The organism is Candidatus Villigracilis proximus, from assembly GCF_016717045.1.
Lineage (GTDB): Bacteria > Chloroflexota > Anaerolineae > Anaerolineales > Villigracilaceae > Villigracilis > Villigracilis proximus.
Genome location: NZ_JADJUO010000014.1, coordinates 60,230 through 74,821, shown reverse-complemented (window position 1 = coordinate 74,821; position 14,592 = coordinate 60,230). Strand labels below are relative to the sequence as shown.

Genomic DNA, 14,592 nt, shown 5'->3' with positions numbered 1-14,592 from the left:
AGACTGCAAAATGAAAAAGAAACCGATTTCCATTGCAGTTGCTTATTTTATTGCGGTCATCGTGCTGGCGCATTTCTTCGTCCCGCCGCTGTATGATTGGACGCAGAACACCGTCAGCGATCTTGCTTCGCAGGGGCATACCTATAAGTGGATTATGCAAACTGGCTTCATCGGCTTTGGTCTGCTGTTGACTTGGGGAGTCATATTTCACTTCAGTAAAAACAGGCGCGCATATTTTCTGCTTTTCGTGGCGGTATATGGATTGTCCATTTTGATGTCTGGGATTTTCTGTACAGCGCCGATTGATCCGTCCATGCCTTATTCAGTGAGCGAATCAAAATTACATTCCATGTTTGCCACGATTGCTGGAGCCGCCATGAGCCTTGGGATTTTCTGGCAGGTGATCGTCTCTTTAAATCAGCGTGAGCGATGGAGGCGCATTGCCTTTTTTGTTTTGGTCATCGGGATTTCGGGATTGTTTGGCCTCGCAGAGAATCATATCCTCGCGCTTGATAAAGGAATCGTTCAGCGATGTTTGTATCTGGCTGGTCTGGCGTGGCTGATTTATGAAGAACAAATTCTATTCAAAGGAAAGGTGAATTCAAAATGAACGGAAATGATTTTATGGCATGGGTTTTACGCTCGCCGCTGCATGGCATGTTGAGCAATGGCATGATGTTGATGACTATTACAGGACGAAAAACTGGAAAAACCTACACAACCCCCGTTGGATATTATGAAGAAGGCGGATATTTGTGGGTTATTACCAGTCGCGAGCGGACGTGGTGGAAGAATCTGCAAGGCGGTGCTAAAGTGGACTTGCTGTTGAAGCGCAAGCCTGTACAGGGATTTGCAGATACGGATCTGGATGAAAAGTCTGTGGAGGCAAGAATGGTCGAGTATCTGCGTCATGTGCCGCAGGCGGCAAAACCAATGAAGATTCGTGTGGAAGATGGAAAACCGAATCAAGAGGATATTGCCAACACCGCGAAAGAGCGGCTGTTCATCAAAATTAGTTGAATGCGTAAAAAAGAGCAGTCACCGGTACTACGCAAAGGTGACTGTCTCTTTTTGTTTATCAGTCTACTTTTAACGGAACGCCGACTTCGCTGATTACGCAAAAAAGAAAGAAAAATCTGTTCAACTGCGCCATCTGCGTGATCCCCGGGGACCAGTTTATCTAAATAACCCAAACACAGACGGCAGTGCGCCCAATGCCGCACACGCAATACAGCCGATAACAAGGAGTGTCAGGCAGGTGGGCAGCAGCCAGCGGAGCCATGTCCACCCTGCATATAAGTTCCATGCTTTTCTGGCGATCTGGTTCAGCTTTGCGAAGTAGGTCAGGCGCTTCTTTTTCCAGACGGATAACGGGTTTGGCCTTCGACGAAATTTTTCCACCTCGGCCTTGCCGCCGTTTGCAGATTCTCAGGGATGGTTAAGTTGGTGCCGCAATACGTGCAAGCCATGCGGCTTGTCCCTGCTTCGGGTTTGTTGGGCGCTCCGCAGGCAGAGCATGAAAAAGTGGGGTTGCTGGTCATATAATTCTCCAATGGAAATGATTATATAACACCCACAGTCACGATTCACGTATGGAGTTCATCAGCTTGCTGATGGATTTTTAGCCCGGTTTTTTTACTTACGCAGACGTTTATTTGATCTCCGTATTCATCTCTGTTTCATCTTTTACCCAGACAGCAAGCTGTCTGACTCCAAAGTTGTGAATCTGGAGTCCATCAGCTTGCTGACGGAATTTTTTGTGCGATTCGTAAATTGCATAACAAGCGGTAGAATCAGCACAGCCAAATTCTGAGGAGATTTCCATGACCGAGTCATTCGCATTCGGGGGCAGTATTGTTTGGAACCCCACACCTGAACACGTTGAGCACGCAAACCTGACCGCTTTCATGCGCGCGTATCACATCAAGGATTTTGAGGAGCTTATGCAAAAGTCCACGAGAGATGTGGTCTGGTTCACAGACGCGGTTCTGAAATTTCTTGATATTCAATTTTATGAACCTTATTCAAAAACCGTTGATCTCTCGCATGGAATTCAATTCCCAAAATGGTGCGTAGATGGCAAGATGAACATTGTCCATAATTGTGTGGATAAATGGACGATGGACGGCGGACGGCGGACGATTAATACGTCAGGCGCAGATGTGATCAATGGTCAATCGTCCGCGGTCATTTTTGAAGGGGAAGAAGGTGTGACAAAATCACTAACATATGCAGAGTTGTATAAAGAAGTAAATAAAGCCGCGAATGCACTGCGTTCGCTGGGACTTGGCAAAGGCGATGCGGTTGGAATTTTTATGCCGATGACGCCTGAGATCGTGGTCGCTTTGCTTGCCATCGCGAAGATCGGCGGAATTATTTTGCCGTTATTCTCCGGTTATGGCGCGGGCGCAATTGTTTCCCGCTTAACAGATGCCCATGCAAAAGCTTTGTTTGCGGCAGATGGATCATTTCGGCGCGGCAAGTCTGTGGAGATGAAATCCATTGCCGATGAAGCAGCAGAACAGGTTGATTCTTTAAAACACATGATCGTCTTAAAGCGGACGGGGCAAAGTATAAAGATGAAAGAGGAAAGAGATCATTGGTGGTATGAGTTGGTTGATGCACAAAGTGATATTGCAGAAACAGAAATTACCTCTGCTGAAGATCCATTGATGATTATTTATACATCCGGCACAACCGGCAAACCGAAGGGCGCCGTCCACACGCATTGCGGATTCCCTGTCAAAGCGGCGCAGGATATGGCATTTGGCACAGACGTCCACGCTGGTGATGTGATCTATTGGATGACCGATATGGGCTGGATGATGGGACCGTGGCAGGTCTTTGGGAGTCTGTTGTTGGGAGCCACGATGTTTCTTTATGATGGCGCTCCTGATTTTCCCTCTCCTGACCGGCTGTGGGGCTTGGTGGAAAAACACAGCATCAATCAAATGGGCGTCTCGCCGACTTTGATCCGCTCGTTGATTCTGCAGGGTGATGAGCATTTCAGGAAGCATGATCTTTCTTCACTGAAATGTTTTGCGTCCACGGGTGAGCCGTGGAATCCAGACCCGTGGATGTGGCTGTTCGAGAAGGTGGGTGAGAGTCGGCGCCCGATCATTAATTATTCAGGCGGTACAGAAATCTCCGGCGGAATTGTGATGGGTAATTTTCTCTTGCCTTTGAAACCCTGTGCCTTTTCTGCGGCCTGCCCTGGCATGGATGCAGATGTCGTGGACGAAAATGGAATGTCCATTCGTAATGCGGTGGGCGAGTTGGTGATCAAGGCGCCGTGGATCGGCATGACGCGCGGCTTTTGGAATGATAAACAGCGCTATCTTGATACGTACTGGTCGCGCTGGGAGAATGTTTGGGTGCATGGCGATTTCGCCGCAATTGATACTGACGGGCTGTGGTATATCCTCGGTCGTTCGGATGATACGATTAAGATCGCTGGGAAGCGGCTGGGGCCGGCTGAGGTTGAGTCGATTTTGGTGCGGCATAAGGATATTGTGGAGGCGGCAGCGATCGGGGTGCCGCACGATGTCAAAGGGAGTGAACTGGTCATTTTCGCAGTGACCAGGCCCGGGTTAAGTCCGACCGATGCACTTCGTCGGGAATTAATTGAGATGGTAATTGCCGAAATGGGCAGGCCGCTCGCGCCGAAGACCATCCTCTTTGTTTCTGATCTGCCAAAGACGCGCAATGCCAAGGTCATGCGGCGTGTGATCCGCTCGGCGTATCTGGGTTTGGAGCTGGGAGATACGTCTTCGCTGGTCAATCCGCAGGCTGTGGATGAGATCAGGCGCGCAAAATGAATCTTTTGCACTGCATTATAATAAAATGGCTCGTGTAGTTCGCGAGGAAGGAGATTTAATGAAAAAAAATAGGTATATGATATTTGCATATGGTTTGATCTTCGCATTTGTTTTGGCAGCTTGTGGTTCACCTACACCGGTCGTGATCGTGGTAACGGCCACATCTTTGCCGCCGACTGATGCTCCACTTGTTGAGCCAACGCTTACTTTAGCGCCTGTGGCTTTATCGGGTCCGCAGAGCGGCGCGACGATGACATGGATTGACGGCAGCACGTTGATTTATATACCGCCTTCGGAATTTACGATGGGAAATAATGGTTTTGATGCGCCCGTTCATGCGGTGACTTTGGATGGATATTGGATGCAGCAGACAGAAGTGACCAATCGTATGTTTGCGCAATGTGTGGCGGTTGGTTCCTGTTCCACGCCGACCCAGGAGCTTGGCGGACTTGTGTATAGTAATCCCCAGTTTGCAAATCATCCTGTGGTGGGTGTCACCTGGGATCAGGCGCAAGCCTATTGCACTTGGGCGCAGGGAAGTTTGCCCACTGAAGCGCAATGGGAAAAGGCGGCGCGCGGTATTGAAGGAAACATATACCCGTGGGGTATCGAAAGCCCTGCCTGCGAATTGCTTAATTTTGCATTTTGTAATGGCAGCACCTCAGAAGTGGATTCTTATAAAAATAGCGCCAGTCCATACGGTTTGTATGACATGGCCGGGAATGTTTTTGAATGGGTAAGTGATTGGTATGGTGAAGCGTATTATACGAATGCGCCGTCTGTAAACCCCACCGGGCCTGATAGCGGAGAGTTTCGCTCCATTCGCGGCAGTTCATTTGAAACCTATCCAGATCAGGTGGATTCTGCCATTCGCCATTTTGTCGGGCAGACGTATCACAATCGTGATGTAGGTTTCCGTTGCGCGGTTCCCACCCCGCAGCCGTATGCGCCGTACTGTCAGCTTTCGGCGTTTATTCCTTCAGGCGCCATTTCAGCTGAGGGTTGTCAATTCCCCAACGCCGAAGTGGTTGCTAATTATTGTTCGGTGGGTTTTGGCTTTGCCACGGTGGATATCCCTGCCGGCTCGGTTTATGAGATCAGTGACAAACTTACATGTTCAGAAGCTGTGGTGGATGGTCAACGCCGACTCACTTGTTATGGGCCAAAGGCGCAAGAGTCTACAAATGAGATTACAGTATGTAATCCGGCTTGCAGTAATTCGCCAGTTGTTACAGGGGCCGGCCCAACCTGTGCCCCGGGCTATGTGCTAGACTCTGTATCAGGCTTGTGTAATTATGCGCCGATCATCGGGCAGGTCAGTGTGGCGGGTTGTCCCATTGGATATGTTTTAATGGACCGCGGCGGTCAACAGACTTGTGTGCTTGGCGCAGATGCAAATGGGCAATGTTCTGCCGGTTTATATTTGGATAGCCTGGCAGGTATGTGTGTCCCGCCGAATGGTTTGGTCGAAGCGCCGTATGGGATTGATAACCCGACCCTGGCGTCGCAATCTTATGCTGGATGTGCGCCGGGATATTCCTATAGCGACACCTTCCAGTGCTGCCAGGCGGCGACAGGCGGAACGTATCCCGGCTGCTCCCCCGGCTCCACGTTCAATGCGGACCTCGGAGCCTGCTCGCCCGGCGAGGTGCGACTCAGCGGCCCCGGCTGTGTCACACTCGATGTAACCACCAACAAATGCAGTGATCCGATCGATGTGTGTTCCAAGATCAAAGGCGAAACCCAGTGTATCCGTAACCCGGCCTGTGTCTATAATGAAAAAGGTGATACTTGTGACATGAGACCGTAAAATAAGTTAATCAAAAAACACTCCATAGGAATTTCCTATGGAGTGTTTTTTGATTCGGTAATTTATATCACCGGTTTTTGCAAGTGCCACTCAGTGACTTGTTGATAGGCATATCCGGCACGTAAGGCTCCAGCTTCGTTCCATGCGCGCGAGATGATTTGCAGGCCGATGGGCAGGCCTGCTTTTGTGAATCCGCATGGGACGGTGAGAGCGGGCAGACCTGTCAGGTTGAAGGGCGCGGTGAAACGTGTCAATTGGCGCGCGCGTTCTATGGCATTTTCGCCTTCGAGTAACGGCGCTGCGATGGGTGTGGTCGGCAGGATGAGTACATCATATTCATCAAATAGCAATTCGCATTGACGCTTCACTTTGGTTTGGGTATGTCTGGCTGTTATATATTCACTGGACGTGAAAGCTCTTCCTGTTTCCAGTCTTTGGCGGACGTCTGCGCCGAACCAGTCGGGGTGTTCCTGCAATCGCTCGCGATGAAAAGCTGCGCCGTCGGCTTGTGTCATCAGGGCATTTGCAAGCGCAGCTTCTTTGAGGAAATCCACATTTACTTCTGTGATGATCGCGCCTTGTTCGGCCAATATTCGCACGGCCAGATGCACCGCCTCTAAAATTTCTGAGTCTGCTTCTTCTATAAAACTCCCAATGGCAAGCGCGATCTTGCGGTCTTTCATTGAATCTTTAATGTGACTGGAGTAGTCGCCCGGCAGGGTTTTCATGGATGCGGGGTCGAGTTCATCGTATCCGCCGATGGCTTGTAACATGAGTGCGGCATCTTCCACTTTGCGTGTGATCGGACCTGCGTGATCAAGATTCCAGGATAGCGGCAGAATACCGCGCAAGCTGACGCGTCCAAAAGTGGGCTTGAAACCAACGACGCCGCATAACGCAGCCGGGATGCGGATCGAGCCGCCTGTGTCGGTTCCAAGTCCGGCGAGTGCCATGCCGGTTGCTACAGCTACCGCGCTTCCACCGGATGAACCGCCCGGAGTGCGTGTAATGTCCCAGGGATTTCTACAAGCGCCAAAATGGGGATTGTTGGTGGTCACGCCGAGTGCGACCTCATGTGTGTTGGTTTTTCCAATGATCTGTGCGCCTGCTTTTTTTACTTTTTGAATTACAAATGCATCTTCCTGTGGAATATGATCTGCAAAGAAACGCGAACCTGCGGTGGTGCGTATCCCTTTTGTGTTGTAAAGGTCTTTTACTGCAAGTGGAATTCCATAGAGCAATCCGCTTCCGTTGAAGGGTGGCAGGGTTTCAGGCGGGATCACGGTGATGAATGCGTTAAGCGTCGGGTTGAGTCTCTCAATTTGCCGGTAGCAGGCTTCGGCTAGGGCAGATGCGTTCATTTCATTACTTTTCATAAGGTCTCGTTGGTTGGTGAGTGACAAAGATGCAAAGTTCATGTAAGGTCAATTATAACTAAATAGGACAATACTCCCATAGCCTATCCGTACTGATACTGTACAATGAAATAGTCTTATAAATCACCGACATAGAAGGAGTATTATACAAATGAAAAAGACAACCTATTTATTGCTGGCGACGACTATTTTTGTGGTCGTGTTCGCTTCAGCGTGCGGCGGTTCAGCCGCCCCTGCAACACAAGCTGCCCCTCCCGTGGATGTTCCCACTCAGTCAGCTCCTGAGGCTGCCCCTGTGGATGCTGTTGCGCCTACAACTGCACCTGCCCAAACATTTGCCCCAGCCTGTCAGGCAGCTGCTTCTTGCGCCGCGCCTGCGGTAACTGACACTGTTGCGTCAGACACATTCTGTGTGGAAAAAGTTCCTTATCAGAATATCAGCGTTGAGCCCGGCACCACTTTTGAGTCACTGGATACAAGCGGCGAATTGAAGTGCCAGGATAGCGGAACTGTTGTGGATGGTAAAAGTGTGATCACCTGCTCCGGTAAGGAATTGTGGACGTATGAACTTAAGTTCACGAATTCGGCCTGTGCTGCAGGTGCGCTTACCACTGGGACGGGTCAGTGTCAGGATGGTTTGGGTTATGATGCCGCGCAGAATTGTTGTGCGCCTCTCACCGGCGGTGACGCTGGCTCAACGATCATCAAAGTTAATATCGGCGCCTGCCCGCTTCCACATAATTAAATAGCTAAAAGTTTTCTCTAAAATTATTCCCTGCCAAAAGGCGGGGAATAATTTTATTTTAATGAGAATGCGGTAAACTTTTGTCTATGAAAAAAAACATGCAGTTCTTAATTGTAGTTATTATGTTTTTAGCGCTGTCGATGTTTATGAAGATGAATAATTTTCGCGTCTGTCCTGATGGTTCATGTCAGGCGGGCGGCACAGTTGGGAGACAGGCCGTTTTTGTATACAGGACAGTGTCAACGATTGCCGCGCCAGACCGCTCAGACGTGCAGCGTGAGCTTATTTTTTTGGAATTCTTTTCAGGCCTCTGAAAGGAATGTGTTGAAATGCAGCCCATCGTGAATGGGATAAAAAAACAATTCAATGCTTGTTTGCGTTTTGAAAGAGTAAATGCTCATTCTGAATCCCAATGGCAGATTTTGATCTCGCCGATCGGCACTCCTGAATTCGCTTTGCTTGATTCTTCAAAAAATATACTTTATCGCTGGATCGGATACACAGAAAAAGCGGAGTTTGTTGAAATCATGGGGCCGCTTTGCGATGGATAAAAACATACCCTGAAAATTTTCAGGGTATGTTTTTTTATGCAAGGTTAGAATAACCCAAGCACCTTGCCGGTCTTCAAGTCAAGATCAATATCATAGAAGGAAGGCCGGGTTCCGAGACCAGGCATGGTTCTCATATCGCCGAGGATCGGGTAGAGGAAGCCCGCTCCAACCGAAGCGCGGATCTCGCGCACGCTGACGCGGAATCCTGTGGGCGCGCCTTTCTTGGTGGCGTCGGTGCTGAATGAAAGATGAGTCTTTGCCATACAGATCGGGAGACTGTCGAAACCGAGGCGGGTGTAGCGTTCGATCTGTTCTTCGGCTTCGGGGGAATAGTCCACGCCGTCTGCGCGATAGATTTCGCGTGCGATGGTTTCGATCTTCTCTTTGATCGAAATATCCAGCGGATACAGAAACTTAAATTTGCTCGGCTTCTTCGCGGCTTTGACAACAGCTTCGGCCAGTTTCTTTGCGCCTGCGCCGCCATCAGCCCAATGTGTGGAAACGACCGCATCCATCGCGCCCATCTTAAGTGCAGCCGCGCGGACAACTTCCACTTCGGCAGGAGTATCGTTTGCAAAGGAGTTTACGGCCACAATTACATTCACGCCATACTTGAGCGCATTCTGAACATGGCGCTCCAGATTCGGAAGACCAGCGCGCAATAGATCAAGATTTTCATCAGTATATTCTGAAGCGAGCGGCTTGCCGGCAACAACTTTCGGTCCACCGCCGTGCATCTTCAACGCGCGGACAGTTGCCACAAGCACCACCACCTGCGGAATTAAACCGGAGTAGCGGCATTTGATGTCAAAGAATTTTTCCATGCCGATATCAGCACCGAAGCCGGATTCTGTCACAACGAAATCAGCAAGTTTGAGCGCGATCTTATCCGCGATGATCGAGGACTGTCCGTGGGCGATATTGGCAAAAGGTCCAGCATGGACGGTGGCGGGAGTGCCTTCCAAAGTTTGCATCAAGTTTGGTTTGATGGCATCTTTCATTAACACGGTGATCGCACCAGCCACACCGAGGTCTTCGGCGGTCACGGCTTCGCCGCGTTTATTGGTGGCGACCACCATCTTGCCAAAACGTTCGCGCATATCTTCGAGGCCAGTGGTCAGCGCCAATACCGCCATAATTTCTGAAGCGACGGTAATGTCGTACCCAGAGCGATGTTCAAAGCCAACTTCATCCTTGCCCAGGCCGACTTGGATTTCACGCAGCATGCGGTCATTAATATCCACAACGCGGCGCCAGGTGATGGTGGATTCGTCAATGTCGAGTCGCGCAAAACGTCCGCGTTCTTCGGCAGAGAGATCGTTGGGATTGGTCTTGGTGATGCCGAGTTTCTTCAAACGGCGGATCATGGTGGGGGAGAATCTGCGTTCGCCTTTTTTATCAGGAGGGCAAAGCGCGTTGAATAATTTTTCATCATCCTGTTGTTTTTCGTGCATCACACGCGCATCCAAAGCGGCGGCGGTTAAGTTGTGTGAAGCAGTGATGGCGTGAATATCGCCAGTCAGATGCAGGTTGAAATCTTCCATCGGGATGATCTGTGAATAGCCGCCGCCAGCCGCGCCGCCTTTGATACCAAAGGTGGGTCCCTGCGAAGGCTGACGAATCGCCGTGATCACTTTCTTGCCGAGGTGCGCGCCCAATGCCTGCGAAAGGCCCACTGTGGTTGTGGTCTTGCCTTCGCCAAGCGGTGTGGGAGTGATGGCGGTCACATCTACATAGATGCCATTCTTTTTGTTCTTAAGACGATCAAGGATTTCAAGTTTTACTTTTGCTTTATACGGGCCGTACAATTCGAGCTCTTCAGGGCGGATTCCCAACTCGGCGGCGATCTGCGCGATCGGCTTAATATCAGAAGCCTGCGCAATATTAATATCTGAAGGAACAGGGCGGAGAAGTTTTAATTTTATAGCTTTGAATTTTTTTGCTGGAGCAGCCTTCTTAACAACCACTTTCTTTGCGGCAACTTTCTTCCCCGTTGGTTTTGCTTTGGCAATTTTCCTGGTAGGTTTTGCTTTTGTAGCCATAAAATCTCCTTGTTGATTATATATAATTTATTATCTCTATTATCAGAAGGTTTCACAAAAAAAGCAAGAGTTTTTCGTCACCTCTTTGTCATTCCAACAAAAGCGTGCCCACATTTTCACCTTGCAGCGCGCGCGATAAATATCCGCTTTCCTCTGCCGAAAAAATTTGCACGGTCAGATTTTTATTCTTTTGGATCAATGCAAGCATTTCCTCCACTTTGGCTTTCATCCCGCCAGTGACATCTGTACTGGCCGAACCGCCGATGCCTGCCCGCATCTTTTCATAATCTGATAACTGAATCTGTTTCACCAGCTTTGTCCGCGCTGGGAAATCTTCCCACACGCCGGCCTCAATGCCAGCCAGTAAGATGCGGGTGGGCGGGAATTGCTCCGCAAGAAACCCGAACACATCCTCGGTCGAAAGGATCGTGCCGCCTAGAGTTTCATCGAAGGCCACATCGCCATGCACCACAGGCAGCATGTGGACATCTAATGCCCTGCGTATAGCCAGTGTGTTGTGTGAGGTTACTTTTCTATTGTTTGAAACCATCGAAGCAGACGGTGAGAATGGCATTGCCAGTACGCCCGCATTGAGCAATGCTTCCATCACATAGCGATTCAACTCTGCCGCCTGAAAGCGGACTTCTGCGAAGCCGTGCCATTGCTCGCTTGTTTTGACACCATCACGCGTACCGTACTTTTTCGCGGCGGTATGTCCGAACGAGCCAGAGCCGTGCCCGAGAATCAGAAGCAGGTTGGGAGTTGAGTCCAGAACCGTTTTTATTTCCAGTGCCAGGTCTGCGAGTTTGTCTACTCTTGGGGTGTAGGGCTTGTCCTTATCGGTGATAAGTGATCCGCCCAGTTTGAGGAAGATGAGTTCGTGAGTCATGCTCACATTATAACGGTATCCATTAAACGTTTAACGTTATAATCTCAAGCATGGATATACATGCTGGAATTATTGCCGCTTCACTGCTGATCGTTGTCGCCGCTTTTTTTGTGATACGCGCCGCCATTCGGGTGATGCAAACTGCGCGGAAATTATCGTTTTATAGTTTGCGCCGGATGCACAATGCAAATGCCTGGAAGTTGTTTTTCTTTGCTTTGCTTTTGTTTGCCTGTGCGATCTGGCTTCCGTTTTATGGCGAGCCAATGGTGTTTGAAATTTTTCCGCCATCGCCTCAAACCTTAACGCCTTCGGTTTCTGAAACTCCCACGCTGACTCTGACTCCATTTTTGCCGGTTGCAATTGAAGCCTTGTTTGAAGGCCAGGTGACTCCCAACCCCGATGCGGTTTTTACTGCGATTCAATTTTCAACCGAATTTGATGGTACGAATCCAATTGACCCGAAGGCTGTCTTTGAGCTTCCGATCGAAAAAATGTACGGCGGATTTGATTACAACAACACCATCCCCGGTGTGCAGTGGACTTCACTTTGGTATCATGATGGCAAATTGATCTGGTACGAACCCCAGCCCTGGGACGGCGGCACAGGCGGCATTGGCGGCTACACCGAATGTTCAGACCCGGTCGGTGGCTGGCAGCCTGGTCAATACGAAGTGCAGATTTTCATGGGCTACGATTGGAAAGTGATCGGGCGCTTTCGAGTCTTTGACAATCTTTCAACGCCAACAGCCACCGGTACACCTATCCTAATCATTCCCGAAACACCCACGCCGTAGTCAATCTAAAAGCGCAAGCAGATGTAAAGTGGTTTAACCACCAAGGCACTAAGACACAAAGACACGAAGTTTTTTCTTTGAGTCGCGCCAATCAAAAATCGTAAATCGTAAATCAAAAGGACTTCCCATGACCGACAAAGCCTTCCAAGATTACTACCCCGAATATTTCGCGCATTGCTATGGCTGCGGAAGCATGAACGACCTCGGACATCAAATTAAAAGTTTTTGGGAGGGTGATGAATCAGTTTGTCACTTTCAGCCCAAACCGTATCACACCGCCATCCCCGGCTATGTCTACGGCGGACTGCTCGCCTCGCTGGTGGATTGTCACGGCACAGGCACAGCCGCCGCCGCTGGTTATCGCGCCGAAAACCGCGCGATGGATACCGAGCCGCCTTTGCGTTATCTGACCGCTTCCTTGCACGTGGATTATCTCAAGCCCACGCCCATGGGACCGATTCTCGAAGTCCGCGCGAAGGTGAAAGAAGTAAAGGGACGCAAGGTTGTGATCGAAGAATGGATCATTGCAAACGGCGTGATTACGGTCAAAGGGGAAGTGGTTGCGGTGCAGGTGCCGGAGAGTTTGGTGAAGGAATTGCTGAAGGATGGGGGATGAAAAGTGAGAAGTGAAACGTGATGGGTATAAGCGAGAAGTTTTTTTGAAAATTGTAGGTTTATGAAAACATATAAACATCTACAGACCTGACAGGTTTTATCGCGGCGCTTGCGTAGCATAACTTTTGCGTGGACAACGACCTGAGTCTGTAAAGGTTTCACGGAAACCTGTCAGGTCTTTTCGTTAAAAATAAAAAAATCTCGCGTGTGCCAGTGATCTTCTCAGACCACCGTCCACGCGAGATAACTTCTCACTTCTCACTTTTTACTGCCCGTTGCTCACTGTCCATTACTTCTCACTTCCCCCCACTCCCTAAATTGCCCAAACCTTCTTCTTCGTTTCCATCTCTCCTGCAATTTGCGCGGCGAGGCGGGCGTTGTTTAGTAGTAATGCCAAATTGGAGCGCAGGGATTTGCCTTCGGTCAACTCGCTGATGCGGCCCAATAAGAATGGAGTTAATTTCTGTCCGTGGATTCCCTGCTTAATCGCTTCTGCTGACGCTTTGGCAATGATCGGTTCCATTTCTGACTTTGAGATGGCATCTGCTTCGGGGACAGGGTTCGTCACGAGGATGGCACTGCGCATGCCGAGGTCCCAGTGGGCTTTGGCGTATTCGGCGATCTCTTCGGGCGAGTCTAAACGCGCGCTGACGTTAAGTCCGCTTTCACGGGAGTAGAAGGCGGGGAATTCGTCAGTTTTGTAACCGATGACCGGTACGCCCATGGTTTCAAGATATTCAAGCGTGGCGGGCAGATCTAAAATAGCTTTTGCGCCGGCGCAAACTACGATCATCGGGATGTTCGATAAGGCGTGCAAGTCGGTTGAGATATCAAACGCTGATTCTTTGTGGACGCCGCCGATGCCGCCGGTGGCGAAGACTTTAATCCCGGCCATGTTCGCGGCGAACATCGTCCCGGCTACGGTGGTTCCGCCGTGAGATTTTTTAACAATGGCAGTGGCGAAATCGCGGTGACTCACTTTCAGCACAGAGTCTGCTTCAGAAAGCTGAACCAGTTCTCCGTCTGAGAGTCCGATGCGGATCTTTCCATCCAGCAATGCGACTGTGGCAGGGGCGGCTCCTGAGTCGCGCACGTTCTTTTCCATGTCGCGTGCGAGTTCCAAATTTTGCGGGCGCGGCAGGCCGTGCGTGATGACGGTGGATTCGAGTGCAACAATGGGCGCGCCAAGATTCAGCGCTTGTTGAATTTCAGATGCAATGGTGAAGTTGGGATGTTTCATGATGGTTTTTTGATCCAGTGGTTGGTGAGATAGGAGATGTCGTAGAGGGCCTTTTCGATTTTGGCGAGTTCGGCTTGTTTTTCTTCGAGCGGGCGGCTGTCGTTTTCGATCAGTAATTTTGCCGCGATCATTTCCTTGCGGAATGTTTTTAAGATTTCCTGGGCAATGGTGATTGCGTCTTTTTTGCTGGCATCGCGCTGGGCGAATTGGCTTTTCAATTCGGGATTCATTACCAGAATGGCGCCCAGTTCGTGCAGGTCTTTTTCCACATCGCGGCCTTTGTGAGGCATGTGACCTTTTTCGTAGTTTTCGATCACCACGCTGTTGATCAGTTTGATGACCTCGGCCATTTCATGTGTCTTTTTTGATTTTTCCACGGCGCTGCGTTTTTTGGCGTTGTCGCGTGAAAGATTTAACGCGTCTTTGAGTTTATCGTGGATCAGGTAGGAGGGAAGCTGCCATGTGCCGATGTCGATCCATTCAACTGATACGCCGAGCAGTGCGGCTTTTGCTGTAAATTTTTTCTCAAAGAATTGCGCGGTGATGGTGGAGCGTGATTTGAAATGCGGCAGGACAGATTCTTTTTTCTCTCCGTTGAGTGAGTGCTGTCCGGTTAATTCCACCCGCATTTGTGCGATGGTTTGATCGTTGTTGGAGGCATTGTCCACTTCTTTTGGCTGATGCTCGCCAGTATTTCACTTAAGGTGTGCGA

The 14,592-nt window shown here is 49.9% G+C and carries 15 protein-coding genes; 8 read left to right on the top strand and 7 right to left on the bottom strand.

Annotation, left to right across the window (positions count from 1 at the left end):
- Window positions 1–10: 10 nt before the first annotated feature.
- Window positions 11–610, top strand: a complete 600-nt coding sequence (locus IPL71_RS16015; protein ID WP_345323336.1) for a DUF998 domain-containing protein — start codon at window positions 11–13, stop codon at window positions 608–610.
- A complete protein-coding gene (locus IPL71_RS16010; protein WP_345323334.1) occupies window positions 607–1,020 on the top strand; it encodes a nitroreductase/quinone reductase family protein in 414 nt (137 codons plus the stop codon). The genes IPL71_RS16015 and IPL71_RS16010 overlap by 4 nt, the downstream gene beginning before the upstream one ends.
- A gap of 323 nt (window positions 1,021–1,343) precedes the next feature.
- Here the strand turns inward: IPL71_RS16010 and IPL71_RS16005 are convergent, their stop codons facing one another.
- Window positions 1,344–1,541 carry a hypothetical protein gene (locus IPL71_RS16005; RefSeq protein ID WP_345323332.1) on the bottom strand — a complete coding sequence of 66 codons (198 nt, stop codon included), beginning with the start codon at window positions 1,539–1,541 and terminating at the stop codon, window positions 1,344–1,346.
- A gap of 110 nt (window positions 1,542–1,651) precedes the next feature.
- A complete protein-coding gene (locus tag IPL71_RS16000) occupies window positions 1,652–1,825 on the bottom strand; it encodes a hypothetical protein (RefSeq protein WP_345323330.1) in 174 nt (57 codons plus the stop codon).
- Here IPL71_RS16000 and IPL71_RS15995 point away from each other — a divergent pair.
- Together IPL71_RS15995 and IPL71_RS15990 are read left to right on the top strand one after the other, a co-directional pair.
- Entirely contained in the window at window positions 1,824–3,818 is a 1,995-nt protein-coding gene (locus tag IPL71_RS15995) for an AMP-binding protein (RefSeq protein ID WP_345323328.1), read from the top strand. The two genes, IPL71_RS16000 and IPL71_RS15995, sit on opposite strands and share 2 nt — an antisense overlap.
- 58 nt (window positions 3,819–3,876) lie before the next feature.
- The gene (locus IPL71_RS15990) at window positions 3,877–5,628 is read left to right on the top strand and encodes a formylglycine-generating enzyme family protein (protein WP_345323326.1); all 1,752 of its coding nucleotides are present in this window, start codon (window positions 3,877–3,879) and stop codon (window positions 5,626–5,628) included.
- Window positions 5,629–5,690: 62 nt separating this feature from the next.
- Here the strand turns inward: IPL71_RS15990 and IPL71_RS15985 are convergent, their stop codons facing one another.
- Complete coding sequence (locus IPL71_RS15985; RefSeq protein ID WP_345323324.1) at window positions 5,691–7,004, bottom strand: amidase; 1,314 nt, start codon at window positions 7,002–7,004, stop codon at window positions 5,691–5,693.
- 151 nt (window positions 7,005–7,155) lie between these two features.
- Between IPL71_RS15985 and IPL71_RS15980 the strand changes: the two genes are divergently transcribed.
- A complete protein-coding gene (locus IPL71_RS15980; protein WP_345323322.1) occupies window positions 7,156–7,749 on the top strand; it encodes a hypothetical protein in 594 nt (197 codons plus the stop codon).
- Between the two features lie 329 nt (window positions 7,750–8,078).
- Complete coding sequence (locus tag IPL71_RS15975; RefSeq protein ID WP_345323320.1) at window positions 8,079–8,300, top strand: hypothetical protein; 222 nt, start codon at window positions 8,079–8,081, stop codon at window positions 8,298–8,300.
- A 44-nt stretch (window positions 8,301–8,344) separates the two neighbouring features.
- Here the strand turns inward: IPL71_RS15975 and IPL71_RS15970 are convergent, their stop codons facing one another.
- Complete coding sequence (locus tag IPL71_RS15970) at window positions 8,345–10,342, bottom strand: formate--tetrahydrofolate ligase (RefSeq protein WP_345323319.1); 1,998 nt, start codon at window positions 10,340–10,342, stop codon at window positions 8,345–8,347.
- 88 nt (window positions 10,343–10,430) lie between these two features.
- The gene (locus tag IPL71_RS15965; protein ID WP_345323317.1) at window positions 10,431–11,231 is read right to left on the bottom strand and encodes an isopentenyl phosphate kinase; all 801 of its coding nucleotides are present in this window, start codon (window positions 11,229–11,231) and stop codon (window positions 10,431–10,433) included.
- Window positions 11,232–11,281: 50 nt separating this feature from the next.
- Here IPL71_RS15965 and IPL71_RS15960 point away from each other — a divergent pair, with 50 nt between their 5' ends.
- Together IPL71_RS15960 and IPL71_RS15955 are read left to right on the top strand one after the other, a co-directional pair.
- The gene (locus IPL71_RS15960) at window positions 11,282–12,025 is read left to right on the top strand and encodes a hypothetical protein (RefSeq protein ID WP_345323315.1); all 744 of its coding nucleotides are present in this window, start codon (window positions 11,282–11,284) and stop codon (window positions 12,023–12,025) included.
- A gap of 127 nt (window positions 12,026–12,152) precedes the next feature.
- Window positions 12,153–12,641, top strand: coding sequence for a PaaI family thioesterase (locus IPL71_RS15955; protein ID WP_345323313.1), 489 nt, complete (start codon window positions 12,153–12,155; stop codon window positions 12,639–12,641).
- Window positions 12,642–12,953: 312 nt separating this feature from the next.
- Here the strand turns inward: IPL71_RS15955 and IPL71_RS15950 are convergent, their stop codons facing one another.
- Both IPL71_RS15950 and IPL71_RS15945 read right to left on the bottom strand, forming a co-directional pair.
- Entirely contained in the window at window positions 12,954–13,880 is a 927-nt protein-coding gene (locus tag IPL71_RS15950; protein ID WP_345323311.1) for a pseudouridine-5'-phosphate glycosidase, read from the bottom strand.
- On the bottom strand, window positions 13,877–14,548 hold the full coding sequence (locus IPL71_RS15945; RefSeq protein ID WP_345323309.1) for a hypothetical protein: 672 nt from the start codon (window positions 14,546–14,548) through the stop codon (window positions 13,877–13,879). Before IPL71_RS15945 ends, IPL71_RS15950 begins: the two co-directional genes overlap by 4 nt.
- Window positions 14,549–14,592: the final 44 nt, after the last annotated feature.

What these genes read in the sequence shown, in the direction of transcription:
- IPL71_RS16015 (WP_345323336.1), top strand. Translation starts at nt 11, where the DNA reads ATGAAAAAGAAACCGATTTCCATTGCAGTTGCTTATTTTATTGCGGTC.
- IPL71_RS16010 (WP_345323334.1), top strand. Translation starts at nt 607, where the DNA reads ATGAACGGAAATGATTTTATGGCATGGGTTTTACGCTCGCCGCTGCAT.
- IPL71_RS16005 (WP_345323332.1), bottom strand. Translation starts at nt 1,541, where the DNA reads ATGACCAGCAACCCCACTTTTTCATGCTCTGCCTGCGGAGCGCCCAAC.
- IPL71_RS15995 (WP_345323328.1), top strand. Translation starts at nt 1,824, where the DNA reads ATGACCGAGTCATTCGCATTCGGGGGCAGTATTGTTTGGAACCCCACA.
- IPL71_RS16000 (WP_345323330.1), bottom strand. Translation starts at nt 1,825, where the DNA reads ATGGAAATCTCCTCAGAATTTGGCTGTGCTGATTCTACCGCTTGTTAT.
- IPL71_RS15990 (WP_345323326.1), top strand. Translation starts at nt 3,877, where the DNA reads ATGAAAAAAAATAGGTATATGATATTTGCATATGGTTTGATCTTCGCA.
- IPL71_RS15985 (WP_345323324.1), bottom strand. Translation starts at nt 7,004, where the DNA reads ATGAAAAGTAATGAAATGAACGCATCTGCCCTAGCCGAAGCCTGCTAC.
- IPL71_RS15980 (WP_345323322.1), top strand. Translation starts at nt 7,156, where the DNA reads ATGAAAAAGACAACCTATTTATTGCTGGCGACGACTATTTTTGTGGTC.
- IPL71_RS15975 (WP_345323320.1), top strand. Translation starts at nt 8,079, where the DNA reads ATGCAGCCCATCGTGAATGGGATAAAAAAACAATTCAATGCTTGTTTG.
- IPL71_RS15970 (WP_345323319.1), bottom strand. Translation starts at nt 10,342, where the DNA reads ATGGCTACAAAAGCAAAACCTACCAGGAAAATTGCCAAAGCAAAACCA.
- IPL71_RS15965 (WP_345323317.1), bottom strand. Translation starts at nt 11,231, where the DNA reads ATGACTCACGAACTCATCTTCCTCAAACTGGGCGGATCACTTATCACC.
- IPL71_RS15960 (WP_345323315.1), top strand. Translation starts at nt 11,282, where the DNA reads ATGGATATACATGCTGGAATTATTGCCGCTTCACTGCTGATCGTTGTC.
- IPL71_RS15955 (WP_345323313.1), top strand. Translation starts at nt 12,153, where the DNA reads ATGACCGACAAAGCCTTCCAAGATTACTACCCCGAATATTTCGCGCAT.
- IPL71_RS15950 (WP_345323311.1), bottom strand. Translation starts at nt 13,880, where the DNA reads ATGAAACATCCCAACTTCACCATTGCATCTGAAATTCAACAAGCGCTG.